This window comes from Streptomyces sp. BK208 (genome assembly GCF_004364245.1).
Classification (GTDB): domain Bacteria; phylum Actinomycetota; class Actinomycetes; order Streptomycetales; family Streptomycetaceae; genus Streptomyces.
In genome coordinates this window covers 366052-381407 of sequence record NZ_SOAV01000006.1, presented here as the reverse complement: position 1 = coordinate 381407, position 15356 = coordinate 366052, and the positions used below count along the sequence as shown (strand labels likewise).

Here is a 15356-nt window from a genome sequence, read left to right as displayed (position 1 = left end):
CATCACCGTCCGGCGTCCGGTATCGGCAGGGGCCGCCCTTCGATCGCCGCCGCCATCACCTCCGGGAAGAGATCGGGCGTGCAGGCGAAGGCCGGTGCGTCCAGTGCCGCGAGCGCCGCCGCGTGTTCCCGGTCGTAGGCGGGCGCCCCTTCGTCGGACAGGGCCAGCAGCGTCACGAACCGCACCCCCGCCGCCTTCATCGACGCGACCCGCTTGAGCATCTCGTCGCGTATGCCTCCCTCGTACAGGTCACTGATCAGCACGACCACCGTGTCCGCGGGCCGGGTGATCCGCGACTGGCAGTACGCCAGCGCGCGGTTGATGTCCGTACCGCCGCCGAGCTGCGTGCCGAAGAGCACGTCGACCGGGTCGTCGAGCCGGTCGGTGAGATCCACGACCGACGTGTCGAAGACGACCAGCCGGGTGTCGATCGAGCGCATCGACGCCAGCACCGCCCCGAACACGGACGCGTACACGACGGACGCCGCCATCGACCCCGACTGGTCGACGCAGAGGACGATCTCCTTCCTCACCGAACGGGATGCCCGCCCGTATCCGACGAGCCGCTCCGGCACGACCGTGCGGTGCTCCGGCAGGTAGTGCTTGAGGTTGGCCGCGATCGTGCGGTTCCAGTCGATGTCCCGGTGACGAGGCCGGCCGGTGCGGGCGCTGCGGTCCAACGCGCCGATCAGCGCGGCGCGGGTGCGGGGGGCGAGCCGCTCCTCCAGGTCCTCGACGACCTTGCGCACGACGGCCCGCGCCGTCTCCTTCGTCGTCTCCGGCATCGCCTTGTGCAGGGAGAGCAGGGTGCCCACGAGGTGCACGTCGGCTTCCACCGCCTCGAGCATCTCCGGCTCCAGCAGGAGCGTGGCGAGCCCCAGCCGGTCGATCGCGTCCCGCTGCATGACCTGGACGACGGAGGACGGGAAGTAGGTGCGGATGTCCCCCAGCCAGCGGGCCACGGCCGGTGCGGAGGCCCCGAGTCCCGCCGTACGGTCCCGACCGGCCCGTGGGACGTCCTCCTTGCCGTAGAGCGCGGTGAGCGCACCGTCCATCGCCGCGTCCCGTCCGCCGAGGGCGTGGCCGGTCCCGTCGGCCGGATCGCCACCGAGGACGAGACGCCACCGCCGCAGCCGCTCCTTGCCGGGCGTTTGATCGGCCGCCGTCCCGTCACCGACCGCCTCTTCGGTCGGGGGCCCGGTCGCGGGTCCGGTCGTGGGTGGAGTCACGGGTCCGGTCATGGGTGGAGTCGTGGGTTCGGCCGGAGGTGGAGTCGTAGGTTCGGCCGGAGGTGGAGTCGTGGGTCCGGTCGGGGGGTGAGTCGTGGGCCCGGTCGGGGGGTGAGTCGTGGGTCCGGTCATGTGGCTGCCTCCGCCGGCTCGTTGTCGTCCGGTGCCGGGTTGCGGCCCAGCAGCAGCCGGATGACCGGCAGCACCGCGTCGGCACGGCCGGTGTCGGGGTCGGCCGCGAAGCCCGGTATGCCGGCGCCGGTCGTCGTCACGCTCCCCCGCGCCTCCGGTCCGCGCCTGACCAGCTCGCCGAGTTGGCGGCGCACCCCCGGCTCGTAGGCCGAGAAGGTGCGGCGCAGCAGGGGCAGGACGTCCGTGAACGTGTCCTCCGGTACGCCGGTCAGCCATGCGTCGATCAGGGCGAGCAGCCGCTCGTCGTGCAGGAGGAGCATGCCGCCGCCCGAGCCGCCGCCGACGAAGCCCTCGATCCAGGCGGCCGCGTCCGCCGGCGGCGTCCCCGGGGACAGCACCAGGCCCAGGAGCCGCGCCGCCTCGTCCGGCGCCAGCTCACCGCCGTCCAGCAGGATCCGTACGGCACGCCCGCGCACGACGCCGGGCACGGTGTCCCGCGCGGCCAGGGTGCGCAGCACGGCCCGCCACCGGGCCCGCAGGTCGCCGTGGCCCGGTGCGGGGGTGTCGCCGAGCAGGTCGACGGCCGTGTGCACGGCGTCCACGTGCCGGCGCATCTCCTCGGCCGCGTCGGCGTCCAGTGCGGCGCAGGCGGCGGGCAGGCCGACGAAGACGCGCTCGGCTAGACCCGCGGCGACCTCGGCCAGCGCGCCGGTGTCCGTGCCGCGCACATCGCCGTAGCGCAGCGAACGGACCAGGGCGGGCAGGGCCTCGGCGAGGTGGCCGACGTCCGTGTCGAGCGCCGCCCGGTCGGCGAGTATCCGCATCACCGGCGCGAGCGCGTCCGGCAGCTCGGCCAGCAGGCAGCGCTCGGCGAGCGCGGTGACCTCGGCGAGCCCCCGCGCGGTGACGGCGTCCGCCTCGGCTCTTGCGGTGGCGGCGGAGAGCACGGTCGTGCCCCACACCCCCGCCTCGGCGACCCGCACCGACAACTCCGGCTCCCACCGCAGCCGCCACGTCTCCCGGAACGTGCCCGTGCTGCGCGAGGCGACCGGCTCTCCCCAGCCGACGCCGAGCAGCCGCAGCCGGTGCAGGAGTCTGCTGCGCCCGGCGTCGGTCTCCTTGCGCAGGTCGAGTTCCAGCTCTCTCTCCCGTGCCTCGGGCTTGAGCCTGAGCCGCCGCTGGACGCGGGTCAGGTCCTGCTGCAACGGCACGGCGGGCGCCCCGACGGGAACCTCTCCCAGCACGTCTCCCACCACCAGGCGGTCGTGGACCAGCGCCAGCGGCACGTCCGAGCCGTCGCACAGCACCGCCCGCACGGCGTCCGTCGTCTCGCTCAGTCCGGGGAGCGGGCGTCCACGGATCGTCGCGAGCGTCCCGGCCAGCCGCGCCGCCTCGATGACGTGGGCCGGGGAGACGATCTTGCCTTCCTCGCGCAGCAGTCCGGCCACCCTGGTCAGCCAGCGCTCGACGGGCCGGTCGGCCGCGGCGAACAGATGCCCGTACCAGCCCGGTGACTCGATGCCCGCCCCGTACCCGCCGGCCCGGGACAGCCTGCGATGGGTCCAGGGCACCCAGGTCATGTCCACCTTGGTCCTGGGCAGCCCCTTCACCAGGGCCCGGTCGCCGCCGACGGCGACCCTGCGCCGCAGCGCGGGCACGTGCCAGGCCCCGCAGACCACGGCGACACCGTCGGCGAACTCCTTCTCCGCGTCCCGGAGCCGGAGCCGCATATGAGCTTCCCGCACGAGCTCCCGGTCCTGCGAGCCGCCCGGCTCACCGCCGCACTCCCCCTCCCCCTCGGTCTCCCGCAGCGCCGTCATCGCCTCCTCCAGCGCCTCGAACGGGGCGAACGCGTCCCCCTCTCCCCTGCCGCGGTGCTCGATCACGTCCTCCCACCAGCGCTCGGGGTCGTCGTGTCCGGCAGCCGCGGCCAGGACCGCGAGCGGATCACCCCGGACGTCCGGCTCGGTCGCACCGGGCCCGACGTCCGCGCCCGGGCCGTCCGCCTTGCCGTCCCCGCACTCGTCGGCTGCCTGCCATGCCAGCGTGTGCGTGGCCGGGAGGTCGATGAAGCGGGCCGGGACACCGTGCTCCAGGGCCCACCGGAGAGCCACCCACTCCGGGGAGAACTCGGCCAGCGGCCAGAACGCCGAGCGGCCGGGCTCGTCCACGGCGTGAGCGAGGAGCGCGACCGGCGGCCGCATGTCCTCGTCGGCGGCCAGCGGGACGAGGGCGTCGGCCTCCGGCGGCCCTTCGATCAGTACGACCCCCGGCCGGGCCGCCTCCAGTGCGGTGCGCACCGCACGGGCCGACCCGGGCCCGTGATGCCGCACGCCGAGCAGCAGCGGCCACCCACCCGCATCCCCGGCACCACCCGGCCCGCCGAACGCACCGTCCCCGACAACGCTCACCCCGCCGAACGCGCCGCCCTCGGTACCACCCGCCCCACCGGAGACAGCGCTCCCGGCACCACTCACTCCTCCGACCGCAGCGCACACGGCCCGGTCACTGCTCGACACGCCGTCCCCCTCGCCTCCGCGTCCAGCTCGAGTCCCCGTCGTCCCCCGTCGCACCGGTCACCGCCGCTCCCCTCCCGCCTCGTGTCCGCATCTCCCCGTCCGTGTCCCCGCTCCTGCCGGTGCCCCCGCCCCCGCCCTCTCTCGTGCCACTCATGCGGTCACCTCCCGGCAGGCGCGGTAGAAGTCCTGCCAGCCGTCGCGCTCGCGCACGACCGTCTCCAGGTACTCCTGCCAGACGACACGGTCGGCACCCGGGTCGCGGACGACGGCGCCGAGGACGCCCGCCGCGACGTCGCCGGGCCGCAGCACGCCGTCGCCGAAGTGGGCGGACAGCGCGAGACCACCGGTCACGACGGAGATCGCCTCGGCCGTCGACAGCGTGCCGCTGGGCGACTTGACCTTCGTACGGCCGTCGCTCGTCAGCCCGTCGCGCAGTTCGCGGAAGACGGTGACGACACGGCGGATCTCGTCCGTGCCCTCGGATGCCGACGGCAGATCGAGGGAGCGTCCGATCTGGTCGACGCGGCGCGTGACGATGTCGACCTCGGCCTCGGCGCTCTCCGGCAGCGGCAGCACGACGGTGTTGAAGCGGCGGCGCAGGGCGCTGGAGAGGTCGTTGACCCCGCGGTCGCGGTCGTTGGCGGTGGCGATCAGGTTGAATCCGCGGACCGCCTGCACCTCCTGGCCCAGCTCCGGTATCGGCAGTGTCTTCTCCGACAGGAGCGTGATCAGAGAGTCCTGCACGTCGGCCGGGATGCGGGTCAGCTCCTCCACGCGGGCGGTCATGCCCTCCGCCATGGCCCGCATGACCGGGCTGGGCACGAGGGCGTCCCGGCTGGGGCCGCGGGCGAGGAGCTGTGCGTAGTTCCAGCCGTAACGGATCGCCTCCTCCGGGGTGCCGGCCGTCCCCTGCACCAGCAGGGTCGAATCGCCGCTGACGGCCGCGGCGAGGTGCTCGGACACCCAGGTCTTCGCCGTGCCGGGCACCCCGAGCAGCAGCAGGGCACGGTCGGTCGCGAGGGTCGAGACGGCGACCTCGACGATGCGGCGCGGGCCCACGTACTTGGGGCTGATCACCGTGCCGTCGGGCAGTGTGCCGCCGAGCAGGTAGGTGGAGACCGCCCACGGCGACAGCTTCCAACGGGCCGGACGCGGGCGGTCGTCCTGCGCGGCCAGCGCGGCCAGTTCGGTCGCGAAGGCGTCCTCGGCGTGCGGTCGCAGCGCCTCGGCGCCGGATGACGGTTCTGCGTGTGCGGACATGGCTGGTTCCCCCTCCAGCTGGGCCGGTTCGATCTGTGCTCCACGGTGCACCACGCCACTGACAATCGCCCTGACCTGCGGAAATGCTCTGGCTCAGCCCATTGTCAGTGGCGGGACCTACCTTCGATGTCATGACTCACGAGGGGGTGCGCCGGACCACGGACCGGTCGCCGACGTCGCCACCCGACGCCGTGTCACGCGGCGCGGACGGCGGCTTCGGCGCGGTGGAGTCGTGGTGCGGGGAGTTGCGACGAGAGGACGGTGCGGGGGTGACACGGGGACCGGGCGAGGAGAGCGCCGTTCCGGAGCCGGAGGGGATGGCATCCGATCGGGTCGAGGGCTGGAGAGCCGGACCGCGCGGGCCGGAGGAGGGGGAGACGGCGGACGCCACCGCGCCCGCCTCTCCGTCCGCGTCCACGTCCGGTGACCCGGAAGCGGCCCGGCGTCGGGCGGAGCGGCGAGCCGAGCGGATCACGGCGGGCGCCACGGAGTTGGAGCAGCGGCTCGCGGATCTCCTGCGCGGCGGTCTGGCCGGCGTCGAGCAGGGGGACTACGGGCTGTGGGAGGAGACGGCGGCCCGCATGGTCGACGCCCAGGCACCGGGACTGGCCTCGCGCGTACGGGAGCTGGGCGCCGTACCGTCGTCGGGGCCCGGCTGGCCGGTGCGGCTGCTTGAGGAGTGCGCCCTCCTCCACCTGCTCGACCAGGGCTGGTTGTGCCGCGCGCGGCTGCCGGACGACCTGGCGGCGACCGTCCGGTCCCGCGTGGGCCTGCAGGCGTCCGCCGACGGCCCGCCGGTACGGGACCACTGGCTGGTCCTCGCCCAGTACGACACCGTGGACGCCCGGCTGACGACCCGTCGTGTGTGGCTGTACGGCGCGGAGTCGGACCGCACGGCGCTGCTCCTCTCCTACGGCGCCGCGGGACGGGCACCGGAGCTGGCGCTGCCGGTGGGACTGGCCCTGGATGCGGAGGTCTCCGCGTATCCGGGTGCGGGCCGGCGGCGAGTCGCCCTGGGCCGACGGTTCGCACCGCCCCGGGCGGCACGCATCCGCCCGAGCGGGGTGACGACGCCGCAGGCGACCGCCCGGTACGGCGACGCGCTCCGCGACGACCCGTGGCTGGACTCGGTGCCGGTGACCTTGGAGCGGGTGGTCCCGGTACCGGACGGCGACGGCTGGCAACTGGCGGACGCGGACGGGGACACGGCGCTGCCGCTCACCCGGTCCACCGGGAGTCAACCCGGCCTGTGGCGGCTGGTCGCTCTGTCGGGCGGTGCTCCCGTCACGGTCTTCGGCGAGTGCGGCCACCGGGGCTTCACACCACTGACGGCCTGGCCGGCCGGGCCGGGCGCGGCGGTGCCGCTCCGTTGATCCGACCAAGTGAGGGAACCAGACCGGAAGGAGAGGGGACCACATGACCAGGACGCCCGCCCCCGCCGACATCTGCACCCCGGTGCCGACCACCCGGCCAGCGGCCTCCACGGTGCACGAATCAGCCGCCGCGCCACGCGCCGTTCCCCTGCCGCAGGCCACCGCCGCACAGGACCCGGCACCACCATCAGCAGCGTCTCCAGCACAGGCAACGTCTCCAGAGCCGACACCGGGACCGGCATCCGCACCGGCACCGGAGACCGGCCTCGCCTCCCGACCGACACCGACCGCCCACGCGCCGATGCCCTCCTCCCAGCCCACGGCGGCCCCCAGCCCCACGGCGGCCCCCGGTCCCACGGCGGCTCCCGAACCCACGCCGGCCCCCGACCTCACCCCAGCACCCGAACCCAAGCCCACGCCCGCTCCCGGCCCCGGCGTCTGGGAGACGCTGGTCACCTCGGCGTTGCTGGGTACGGACCGGCGCACTCCACCGGGCGGAGAGCGCGGGTCGGCCGCCGCGTACGCGCTGCTGGACGCGGCGGCCGCGCAGACCGTCCGACGCCGCGCGGGACTGCGCCCGGCCCGGGCGGCGCGGCGCCCCGAGCCCGCGCCCGAGGATCCCCGCCCGCCGTTGCCGGCCGCGGCGGCCCGTCGGCTCACGACCCTGCTCAGCGACCGCCCCGGCACCGCGGGCGGCGGCCGCAGGGGCAGCGCGCCCGACCTGATGGAGTTGCTGCCCCAGTGGCTGGCGACGGCGAACGCCCGCGGTTTCGCGGCGCCGCCCCAGGCGCTCCCGGCGCTGCTGGACGCCGCGCGAGGGCGTACGGATCTGCGGCCCGCGGCGCTGAGGTTCGCGGGGCCGCGGGCCCTGTGGCTGGCCCGGTTGAACCCGGACTGGCGGTTCGCCCTCCGTGCGTCGGCGGCCTCCGGTGACGTTCCCGTGCCGCCCGGGTCCGGTGCCGCACAGCGGGTGCGGCGGCTCTGGGACGAGGGTCTGTTCGCCGAGCGGGTGGCTCTGCTGTCCTCCCTGCGGGCCCGCGACCCGGCGGGCGCACGCGCGCTGCTGGCGTCGACCTGGGCGACGGAGCGGGCCGAGGACCGGTTGATGTTCCTCGACTCGTTGCGGACGGGGCTGGAACCGGCGGACGAGCCCTTCCTGGAGCAGGCGTTGACCGACCGCAGCCGCAACGTACGCGCCACGGCCGCGGAGTTGCTCACGGCACTGCCGCACTCGGCCCTGGCGGCGCGGATGGGAGCCCGGGCCGCGACATGCGTGTCCCTCGACCGCGCCCTCACGCCGTCGGCGATCGTCGTCGAGCCGCCCTACGAGTGCGACGCGGCCATGGAGCGGGACGGCGTCGTGGCCCGGCCGCCCGCCGGACGGGGTGAACGGTCCTGGTGGTTCGGTCAGTTGGCGGAGGCGGCACCGCTCGCCACCTGGTCGGTCCGGCTGGCCGGGCGGACCCCCGAGGAGATCGTCGCCCTGCCGGTGTCGGAAGGCTGGCAGAGCGAGCTGCACGCGGCGTGGTGCCGTGCGGCGGTACGGCAGCGCGACGGCGCGTGGGCGCGAGCGCTGCTGGGAGCGCCCACGGCGCCCGAGGCCGGCGGCCCCGGCGCGGTGTCCCTGGCCGAGCGGGCCAAGCTGCTCGGCACCCTGGGCCCCGGTGAACGCGCCGAGTGGGTCGCCGGGTTCATCGCGACGCACGGCTTGTCCGAGGCGTTCCAGCTGCTCGGCGTGTGCGCGGTGCCGTGGGCGGTGCCGCTCGGCCGGGCGGTGGTCGACGCGCTGGACATCGCCCGGGACGCCGGGAGCTACCCGTGGAGTTTCAGCGGGGTCATGGGCCTGGCCGAACGCTGCCTCGACCCGGCGGACGCGGGCCGCCTCGACGGCCTGCTGGCGATACCGGACGAGTCGGAGGACGCGTCGCCGGGCGCCGGAGGGTACTGGGCGGAGGCGTTCCAGCGGCTCGTCACGACCCTGCGCCTACGGGCGGCGATGACCGAGGAGCTCCGGGCGGGGTAGGACGCCGCCCCTGCCCGCGGCCGCGGCGGTCCGAGCCGTGACCGTGACACTCCAGGCCATGACCGTAGGGCTCAGGCCATGACCGTGACACTCGAAGCCGCCGTGGCCACGCCCGTGGCGGTCCGAGCCATGCTCGCGCCGTCCGAGCCACGCTCGCGCCGTCCGACGCACGCCCGCGACCGTCCGAGCCACGCCCGTGACGGCGCCGGTGCGACATACCCGCACCGGCGGAGCGGGCCGCGGTCACGCTCCCGCGTGCTCCCGCACGTTCGCCCGGACCCAGTCGACGATGGACGCCGTGGTCGCGCCCGGCGTGAAGATCTCCGCGACGCCCTTGTCCTTCAGCGGGGCGATGTCCGCCTCGGGGATGATCCCGCCGCCGAAGACCAGGATGTCCGCGGCGTCCCGCTCCCGGAGCAGCTCGATCACGGCGGCGAAGAGCGTGTTGTGGGCACCGGAGAGGATGGACAGCCCGATCGCGTCGGCGTCCTCCTGGATCGCGGTGTCGACGATCTGCTCGGGAGTCTGGTGGAGCCCGGTGTAGATGACCTCCATACCGGCGTCGCGCAGGGCCCGCGCGATCACCTTGGCCCCGCGATCGTGGCCGTCGAGCCCCGGCTTGGCCACCACCACGCGGATCGGACCGGCTGCCACACCCATCACTGCCTCCATGAAGCGACTACATCCATCCGTACCGACAAGTACCGCACACTTCCGTCCTCGCGGCGCGGAAACCCCGCACCACAACGTCCGGGGAAGTGAACGAACGTTATCCCCAGCATCCCGCAACCGGCAGTTTCGCGGTGGATACAGAGGGGGAAATCACATGGTGGGACATGTTCGCCGCGACCGCTATGGGACGCGGCGACACCATGCGCACGCCAGAGCCGCAGCGAGGGCAGCACGGGTCGGCGGCGAGCCTCGCCGTCGTTCCCCTCCACCACAGGCCTCCTAATCGACGCACCTCAGGACACTCGAGCGGACTTAAACCTCGCAAACACCACGAAACACCGGTGTTACGGCTCTCCACGAGGGCACACGAGGGACAGAGGCGTCCCTGCGCGTGCCGACAGGAGGTCGGCCCATGAAGGTCACCACGGCAGCACTGCCCCTTCTCCCGCTCTTCCAGCGTCTCCTGCCCGGCCTGCCGGCCCTCCCGGGGCTTTCCGGACTCCCCGGCATTCCCGGGCTCCCGGCGATCCGGGGGCTGTCCGACGTGGCGGCACTGCCGGGCCGGCTGACGGGGCTCTCCCTGACCCTCCTGAAGGCGAGCGCACTGGAGGCCGCGATCCTCGCCGGGCATCTCCTCCTCTATCCCTCGGGGATCGTCCAGGAGCGCCGCCCGGTCCAGGCTCTGCGGCCGACGGGGCCCCGGGACGCGCAGGATGACGCGCAGCCGTCCCCTCAGCCCTCCAGGCTGCCGGTCCCCGTCAGCCCCCCGGTGGTCCTGCTGCACGGCTTCATCGACAACCGGTCGGTCTTCCTGCTGCTGCGCCGCAGCCTGGTCCAGCACGGCAGGCACGAGATCGAGTCGCTGAACTACTCCCCCCTGACCTGCGACATCCGTACCGCCGCCGAGTTGCTCGGCCGGCACATCGAGGAGATCTGCGAGCGGACGGGCAGCGAGCGCGTCGACGTCGTCGGACACAGCCTGGGCGGCCTGATCGCCCGCTACTACGTGCAGCGCCTCGGCGGAGACCGCCGGGTCCGCACCCTCGTCACCCTCGGCACCCCGCACGCCGGCACCAGGGTGGTCCCGCTGGCGAACGCGCACCCCATCGTGCGCCAGATGCGCCCCGGGTCGGCGGTGATCGAGGAGCTGACCGGACCGGCGCCCGGTTGCCGCACCCGGTTCGTCAGCTTCTGGAGCGACCTGGACCGCGTGATGGACCCGCTGGAGACGGCCTGCCTCGACCACCCCGACCTGAGCGTGGAGAACGTACGGGTGAGCGGCATCGGCCATCTCGCCCTGCCGGTGCACCCCACCGTCGCCACGGGCGTTCGGCAGGCACTCGACACGGCCGAACCGGAAGCGGGGAGCGAAACGGCGACGGACACGGACGAACGAGCCGGCGGGCTGACCATCGCCTGAGGCCGACGCAACCCGTTCGGACTCGAACGACAGTCGAACACAAAGCCAAACCCGCGCCCGCCCTCCCCCAAAACACGGCCGATTGCCCGTTTCCTTCGGGCATGAAACCTGCCGAAGATTGTCGTGCCCGTATACCGCCGGGTACAGTCGCCGCACTGCTCTGGCAGCCCCTGTTGTCGAGGCGAAAGAGAAGTTGGTGAACGACCGTCACCCGTCGGGGAGCACGACCACCCCGGCTCCGGCTTCCGACGCCGCATCGGCGCAGTACGCGTCGTACGGCACAGGGGAGGCCCAGTACGGCGACCTCACCACGTACGGCGGCTACGAGACCACCGGTTTCTCCACCGGCGGGATCGACTCCTCGGCCTTCGACGCGGACCCCCTCTTCGGCAGCATGCCGGGCCACTACCCCGGCACCCACGACGCCACGGGCGCGCACGACGCCACCCAGTGGTCCACGGACGGCGCGCAGCACCTGCCCTACGACGCGTACGCGGCCCAGCACCACGCCGCCTACGACACGGGCGCCTACGACACGACGTCCTGGACGGCCGGATACCAGCAGCAGCCGGGCCCCGTACCGCCGCAGGCGACGGGCGAGGCCACGGGGCAGTGGGACACCGGGGCCTGGAGTTCGCCGGACCAGTCGGGCGGACCGGCCGACGGGACCCAGCAGTGGCACTGGGGCACGCAGACCTTCGACACCGGCGCCTTCCACACCGGCGCGTTCGACACCGGCGCGCCCGACTCCGGCCCGCACGACACCGGCGCCTTCGATGTGAGCGCCTTCGCGACCGGCACGTTCCACACCGGCGCGTTCGCGGGCGGTCCGATGGACACCGGCGCCTACGACGCCACTCAGTGGAACGCTAACCCCGCCGCCGCGGTCGAGGACCCGACCGGTCCGGCCGGGCACCCCGTCCCGGACGACACCCCGCCGGACGGCTCGCCCGTCGCCGCGGACGCCGACTTCGCCGTACCGGCGGAACCGGCCGAATCAGCGCCCTACGACGGCGAGTTGGCCGCCACCGGCGAACTCCCCGCGGTAACCGGTCTCCTGGACGGCCAGGAGGAGAGCACGTCGGCCGCCCGGATCCCGGCGGCCCGCGCCGGCTCTCGCGCCGGGGCGCGTTCCCGTCGCCGTCAGCCCGCGAAGCGCTCCGCGCTGCTGACCATCGCCGTCCCCTCGGCCTGCGTGATGAGCGTCGCCGGTATCGCCGCCGCGTCCGTCGGCAACCTGACCGGGGACGAGGGCACGGACACCGCGGCGTCGGCGCCGGACCCGGGCAACGCGCAGGCCGCGCCGGTGAAACCGTCCGCCGCCAACAACACCCTGGACACCCAGCTCACGAGCCTGGCGGCCGGCGCCAACGACTTCGCGGACCGCGCCAGCCGGACGCAGGAGCGCATCGACCTCAAGGCGGAGCAGGCCGCGGAGAAGAGGCGGGCGGCGGAGGAAGCGGCCCGCAAGGAGCGGCTGCGCCCCAAGTTCGCGCTCCCCGTCAAGCAACACGGCCTCAGCGCGTACTACGGCCAGGCCGGCATCAACTGGATGTCCTCGCACACCGGCATCGACTTCCCCGTGATGCAGGGAACGACCGTCATGGCGGCGACCGACGGCACCGTGCGGACGCAGTTCAACAGCGCGTACGGCAACATGATGATCGTGACCGCGAAGGACGGCACGGAGACCTGGTACTGCCACCTCTCCGGTTACCAGGTTCCCTCGGGTACGACCGTCAAAGCGGGCGACGCGATCGCGTTCTCCGGCGACTCGGGCAACTCCACCGGTCCGCACCTGCACTTCGAGGTGCGCCCTGCGGGTGGCTCGTCGATCGACCCGCTCCCGTGGCTGCGCAGCCACGGCCTCAACCCGACGTGACGCCGTAACGTCTCAGCAGACCGGGCAGAACGGACAGACCGCCCGGCCGGGACGGACCGGCGATCGGCCCGGCCGGGCGGCCACGACCGGCCCGGACGGAAGCCCGGACCCTCGCCGCGCCGCCCCTGGGCCCGCCCTCAGAGCTTCTCCACCGGCGCGTACCGCAGCAGCAGCCGCTTCGGCTTGGTGTCGCCGAAGTCGATCGTCGCCTCGGCGTTCGACCCGGTGCCCTTGACGCCGACCACCGTGCCGAGGCCGAACTGGTCGTGTGTGACGCGGTCGCCGACCGCCAGCGAGACCGTCGGCTGCTCGGCTCCGGACGACCGGCGGGTGGCGAAGCCGGACGCACCCGACGCCGAGGAGCGGGACCGGGACGACGACAGCGAGGCCGCCACGCCCGAGACCGCCGCCGACGGCGCGGGCCCGTTCGCCCCGGTGCGCTTCCACTCCAGGTGGGGAGCCGGGATTTCCTCCAGGAACCGCGAGGGCGGGTTGTACGACGGCTGGCCCCAGGCGCTGCGCAGCGTCGACCGGGTCAGGTAGAGGCGCTCGCGGGCGCGCGTGATGCCGACGTAGGCGAGGCGCCGCTCCTCCTCCAGTTCCTTGGCCTGACCGAGGGCGCGCATGTGCGGGAACACGCCGTCCTCCATGCCGGTGAGGAAGACGACCGGGAACTCCAGACCCTTGGCGGTGTGCAGGGTCATCAGGGTGACGACGCCGTCGCCGTCCTCCTCGTCCGGGATCTGGTCGGAGTCCGCCACGAGCGCGACCTTCTCAAGGAAGTCGGCCAGCGTGCCGGCCTCCTCGCCCTCGGCCCGCTCCTGCTCGAACTCCAGGGCGACCGCCGCGAGTTCCTGGAGGTTCTCGATACGGGTCTCGTCCTGCGGGTCGGTGGACGCCTGCAACTCGGCCAGGTAGCCGGTGCGTTCGAGGATCGCCTCGAGGACGGTCGCCGGTCCGGCGCCGGACTCGACGATGGTGCGCAGGTCCTCCATCAGCGTGTTGAACCGCTTGACGGCGTTCGCCGAGCGCGCGGCCATGCCGTACGCCTCGTCGACGCGCCGCAGCGCCTGCGGGAAGCTGATCTTCTCGCGCTGCGCGAGGGCGTCGATCATCGCCTCGGCGCGGTCGCCGATGCCGCGCTTGGGGACGTTGAGGATGCGGCGCAGCGGTACCGAGTCCTCCGGGTTGGCCAGCACCCGCAGGTAGGCCAGGACGTCCCGGACCTCCTTGCGCTCGTAGAAGCGGACGCCGCCGACGACCTTGTAGGGCAGGCCGGTGCGGATGAAGACCTCTTCGAAGACGCGGGACTGCGCGTTGGTCCGGTAGAAGACGGCGACGTCGCCGGCCTTCGCGTCGCCCGCGTCGGTGAGGCGGTCTATCTCGTCGGCGACGAACTGCGCCTCGTCGTGCTCGGTGTCGGCGACGTACCCGGTGATCTGCGCGCCGCTGCCCTGGTTGGTCCACAGGTTCTTGGGGCGGCGGGACTCGTTGCGCTCGATGACCGCGTTGGCGGCGCTGAGGATCGTCTGCGTGGAGCGGTAGTTCTGCTCCAGGAGGATCGTCGTCGCGTCCGGGTAGTCCTCCTCGAACTGGAGGATGTTGCGGATGGTGGCGCCGCGGAAGGCGTAGATCGACTGGTCGGCGTCGCCCACCACGCACAGCTCGGCGGGCGGGACCTCGGCCTCCGGCGGCACGTCGACGGGGTGCTCCGAGGGCACGCCGACCAGCTCGCGCACCAGGGCGTACTGGGCGTGGTTGGTGTCCTGGTACTCGTCGACCAGGACGTGCCGGAAGCGGCGGCGGTAGTGCTCGGCGACGTCGGGGAAGGCGCGGAGCAGGTTGACCGTCGTCATGATCAGGTCGTCGAAGTCGAGGGCGTTGGCCTCGCGCAGCCGCGACTGGTACATGGCGTAGGCCTGGGCGAGGGTCTTCTCGAAACCGTCGGCCGCCTGCGCGGCGAAGTCCTCCTCGTCGACCAGCTCGTTCTTCAGGTTGCTGATCTTCGCGCTGAAGGACTTCGGCGGGTAGCGCTTGGGGTCCAGGTCCAGGTCCCGGCAGACCAGCGCCATGAGCCGCTTGGAGTCGGCGGCGTCGTAGATCGAGAACGACGACGTGAAGCCGAGCTTCTTGGACTCGCGGCGCAGGATGCGGACGCAGGCGCTGTGGAAGGTCATGACCCACATCGCGTTCGCCCGCGGGCCGACGAGCTGCTCCACCCGCTCCTTCATCTCGCCCGCGGCCTTGTTGGTGAAGGTGATCGCGAGGATCTGCCCGGGGTGGACGTGCCGCTCGGCCAGCAGGTGGGCGATGCGGTGGGTGAGGACGCGGGTCTTGCCGGAGCCGGCGCCGGCCACGATGAGCAGCGGGGAGCCGGAGTGGACGACGGCGGCGCGCTGGTTGTCGTTCAGCCCCTCCAGGAGGGCGGCGGCGTCCAGGGCGGGGCGCGGGGCGCCGTCCCGGTAGTGGGTGTCCCGGTCCGGAGGCACGTCGAACTTCCCGCCGAACAGATCGTGCGGGACCGGCTCCGGTCCGTGATCGTCCTCGGGCGGCGGCGGGGGTTCCTCGTCGCGACCCCGGGGGGTCTGGAGGCTCGCCAGGAAGCTGTCGTCAAAGAGGCTGCTCATCGCTCTCCGAGTCTAGGGCGCCCCGCCGACAACCCGGTGCCACCCCGGGAAATGACCGGCTTTCCGGGAACGGGCACGCCCCGCGACCGGCCGGAACACGAAGCGTGACGTCCGCGACCGGACCGACGGCGCTCGAACGGAAGGTCACGAAAATGTATCGGGCATATCACCCAGCAACCTTCACAGCGGCCACACGAGTTGGCTACGGTGCGGGTCAGG

The 15356-nt window shown here is 73.5% G+C and carries 9 protein-coding genes; 4 read left to right on the top strand and 5 right to left on the bottom strand.

The window, feature by feature from the left end; genetic code table 11:
* Window positions 1–2: 2 nt before the first annotated feature.
* The 3 genes from EV562_RS17730 to EV562_RS17720 all read right to left on the bottom strand — a co-directional run bounded on the left by EV562_RS17730 (window position 3) and on the right by EV562_RS17720 (window position 5140).
* Window positions 3–1361 carry a VWA domain-containing protein gene (locus EV562_RS17730; RefSeq protein WP_243860081.1) on the bottom strand — a complete coding sequence of 453 codons (1359 nt, stop codon included), beginning with the start codon at window positions 1359–1361 and terminating at the stop codon, window positions 3–5.
* Window positions 1358–3706, bottom strand: coding sequence for a DUF5682 family protein (locus EV562_RS17725; RefSeq protein WP_243860091.1), 2349 nt, complete (start codon window positions 3704–3706; stop codon window positions 1358–1360). The genes EV562_RS17730 and EV562_RS17725 overlap by 4 nt, the downstream gene beginning before the upstream one ends.
* 324 nt (window positions 3707–4030) lie before the next feature.
* A complete protein-coding gene (locus tag EV562_RS17720; protein ID WP_133887755.1) occupies window positions 4031–5140 on the bottom strand; it encodes an AAA family ATPase in 1110 nt (369 codons plus the stop codon).
* Window positions 5141–5457: 317 nt separating this feature from the next.
* On the opposite strand from EV562_RS17720, the gene EV562_RS17715 reads away from it, so the two are divergent.
* Window positions 5458–6513 carry a hypothetical protein gene (locus EV562_RS17715; protein WP_243860080.1) on the top strand — a complete coding sequence of 352 codons (1056 nt, stop codon included), beginning with the start codon at window positions 5458–5460 and terminating at the stop codon, window positions 6511–6513.
* Between the two features lie 301 nt (window positions 6514–6814).
* On the top strand, window positions 6815–8536 hold the full coding sequence (locus EV562_RS17710; RefSeq protein WP_243860079.1) for a DUF5691 domain-containing protein: 1722 nt from the start codon (window positions 6815–6817) through the stop codon (window positions 8534–8536).
* A gap of 243 nt (window positions 8537–8779) precedes the next feature.
* On the opposite strand, the gene EV562_RS17705 is transcribed toward EV562_RS17710, so the two are convergent.
* Window positions 8780–9196 (bottom strand): cobalamin B12-binding domain-containing protein, encoded by a 417-nt coding sequence (locus EV562_RS17705; protein ID WP_133887874.1) that lies wholly within the window; start codon window positions 9194–9196, stop codon window positions 8780–8782.
* Between the two features lie 424 nt (window positions 9197–9620).
* On the opposite strand from EV562_RS17705, the gene EV562_RS17700 reads away from it, so the two are divergent.
* Both EV562_RS17700 and EV562_RS17695 read left to right on the top strand, forming a co-directional pair.
* Window positions 9621–10628, top strand: a complete 1008-nt coding sequence (locus tag EV562_RS17700) for an alpha/beta hydrolase (protein WP_133887754.1) — start codon at window positions 9621–9623, stop codon at window positions 10626–10628.
* 196 nt (window positions 10629–10824) lie between these two features.
* Window positions 10825–12510, top strand: a complete 1686-nt coding sequence (locus EV562_RS17695) for a M23 family metallopeptidase (RefSeq protein WP_133887753.1) — start codon at window positions 10825–10827, stop codon at window positions 12508–12510.
* 137 nt (window positions 12511–12647) lie between these two features.
* Here the strand turns inward: EV562_RS17695 and pcrA are convergent, their stop codons facing one another.
* Entirely contained in the window at window positions 12648–15137 is a 2490-nt protein-coding gene (pcrA, locus tag EV562_RS17690) for a DNA helicase PcrA (protein ID WP_133887752.1), read from the bottom strand.
* Window positions 15138–15356 lie beyond the last annotated feature (219 nt).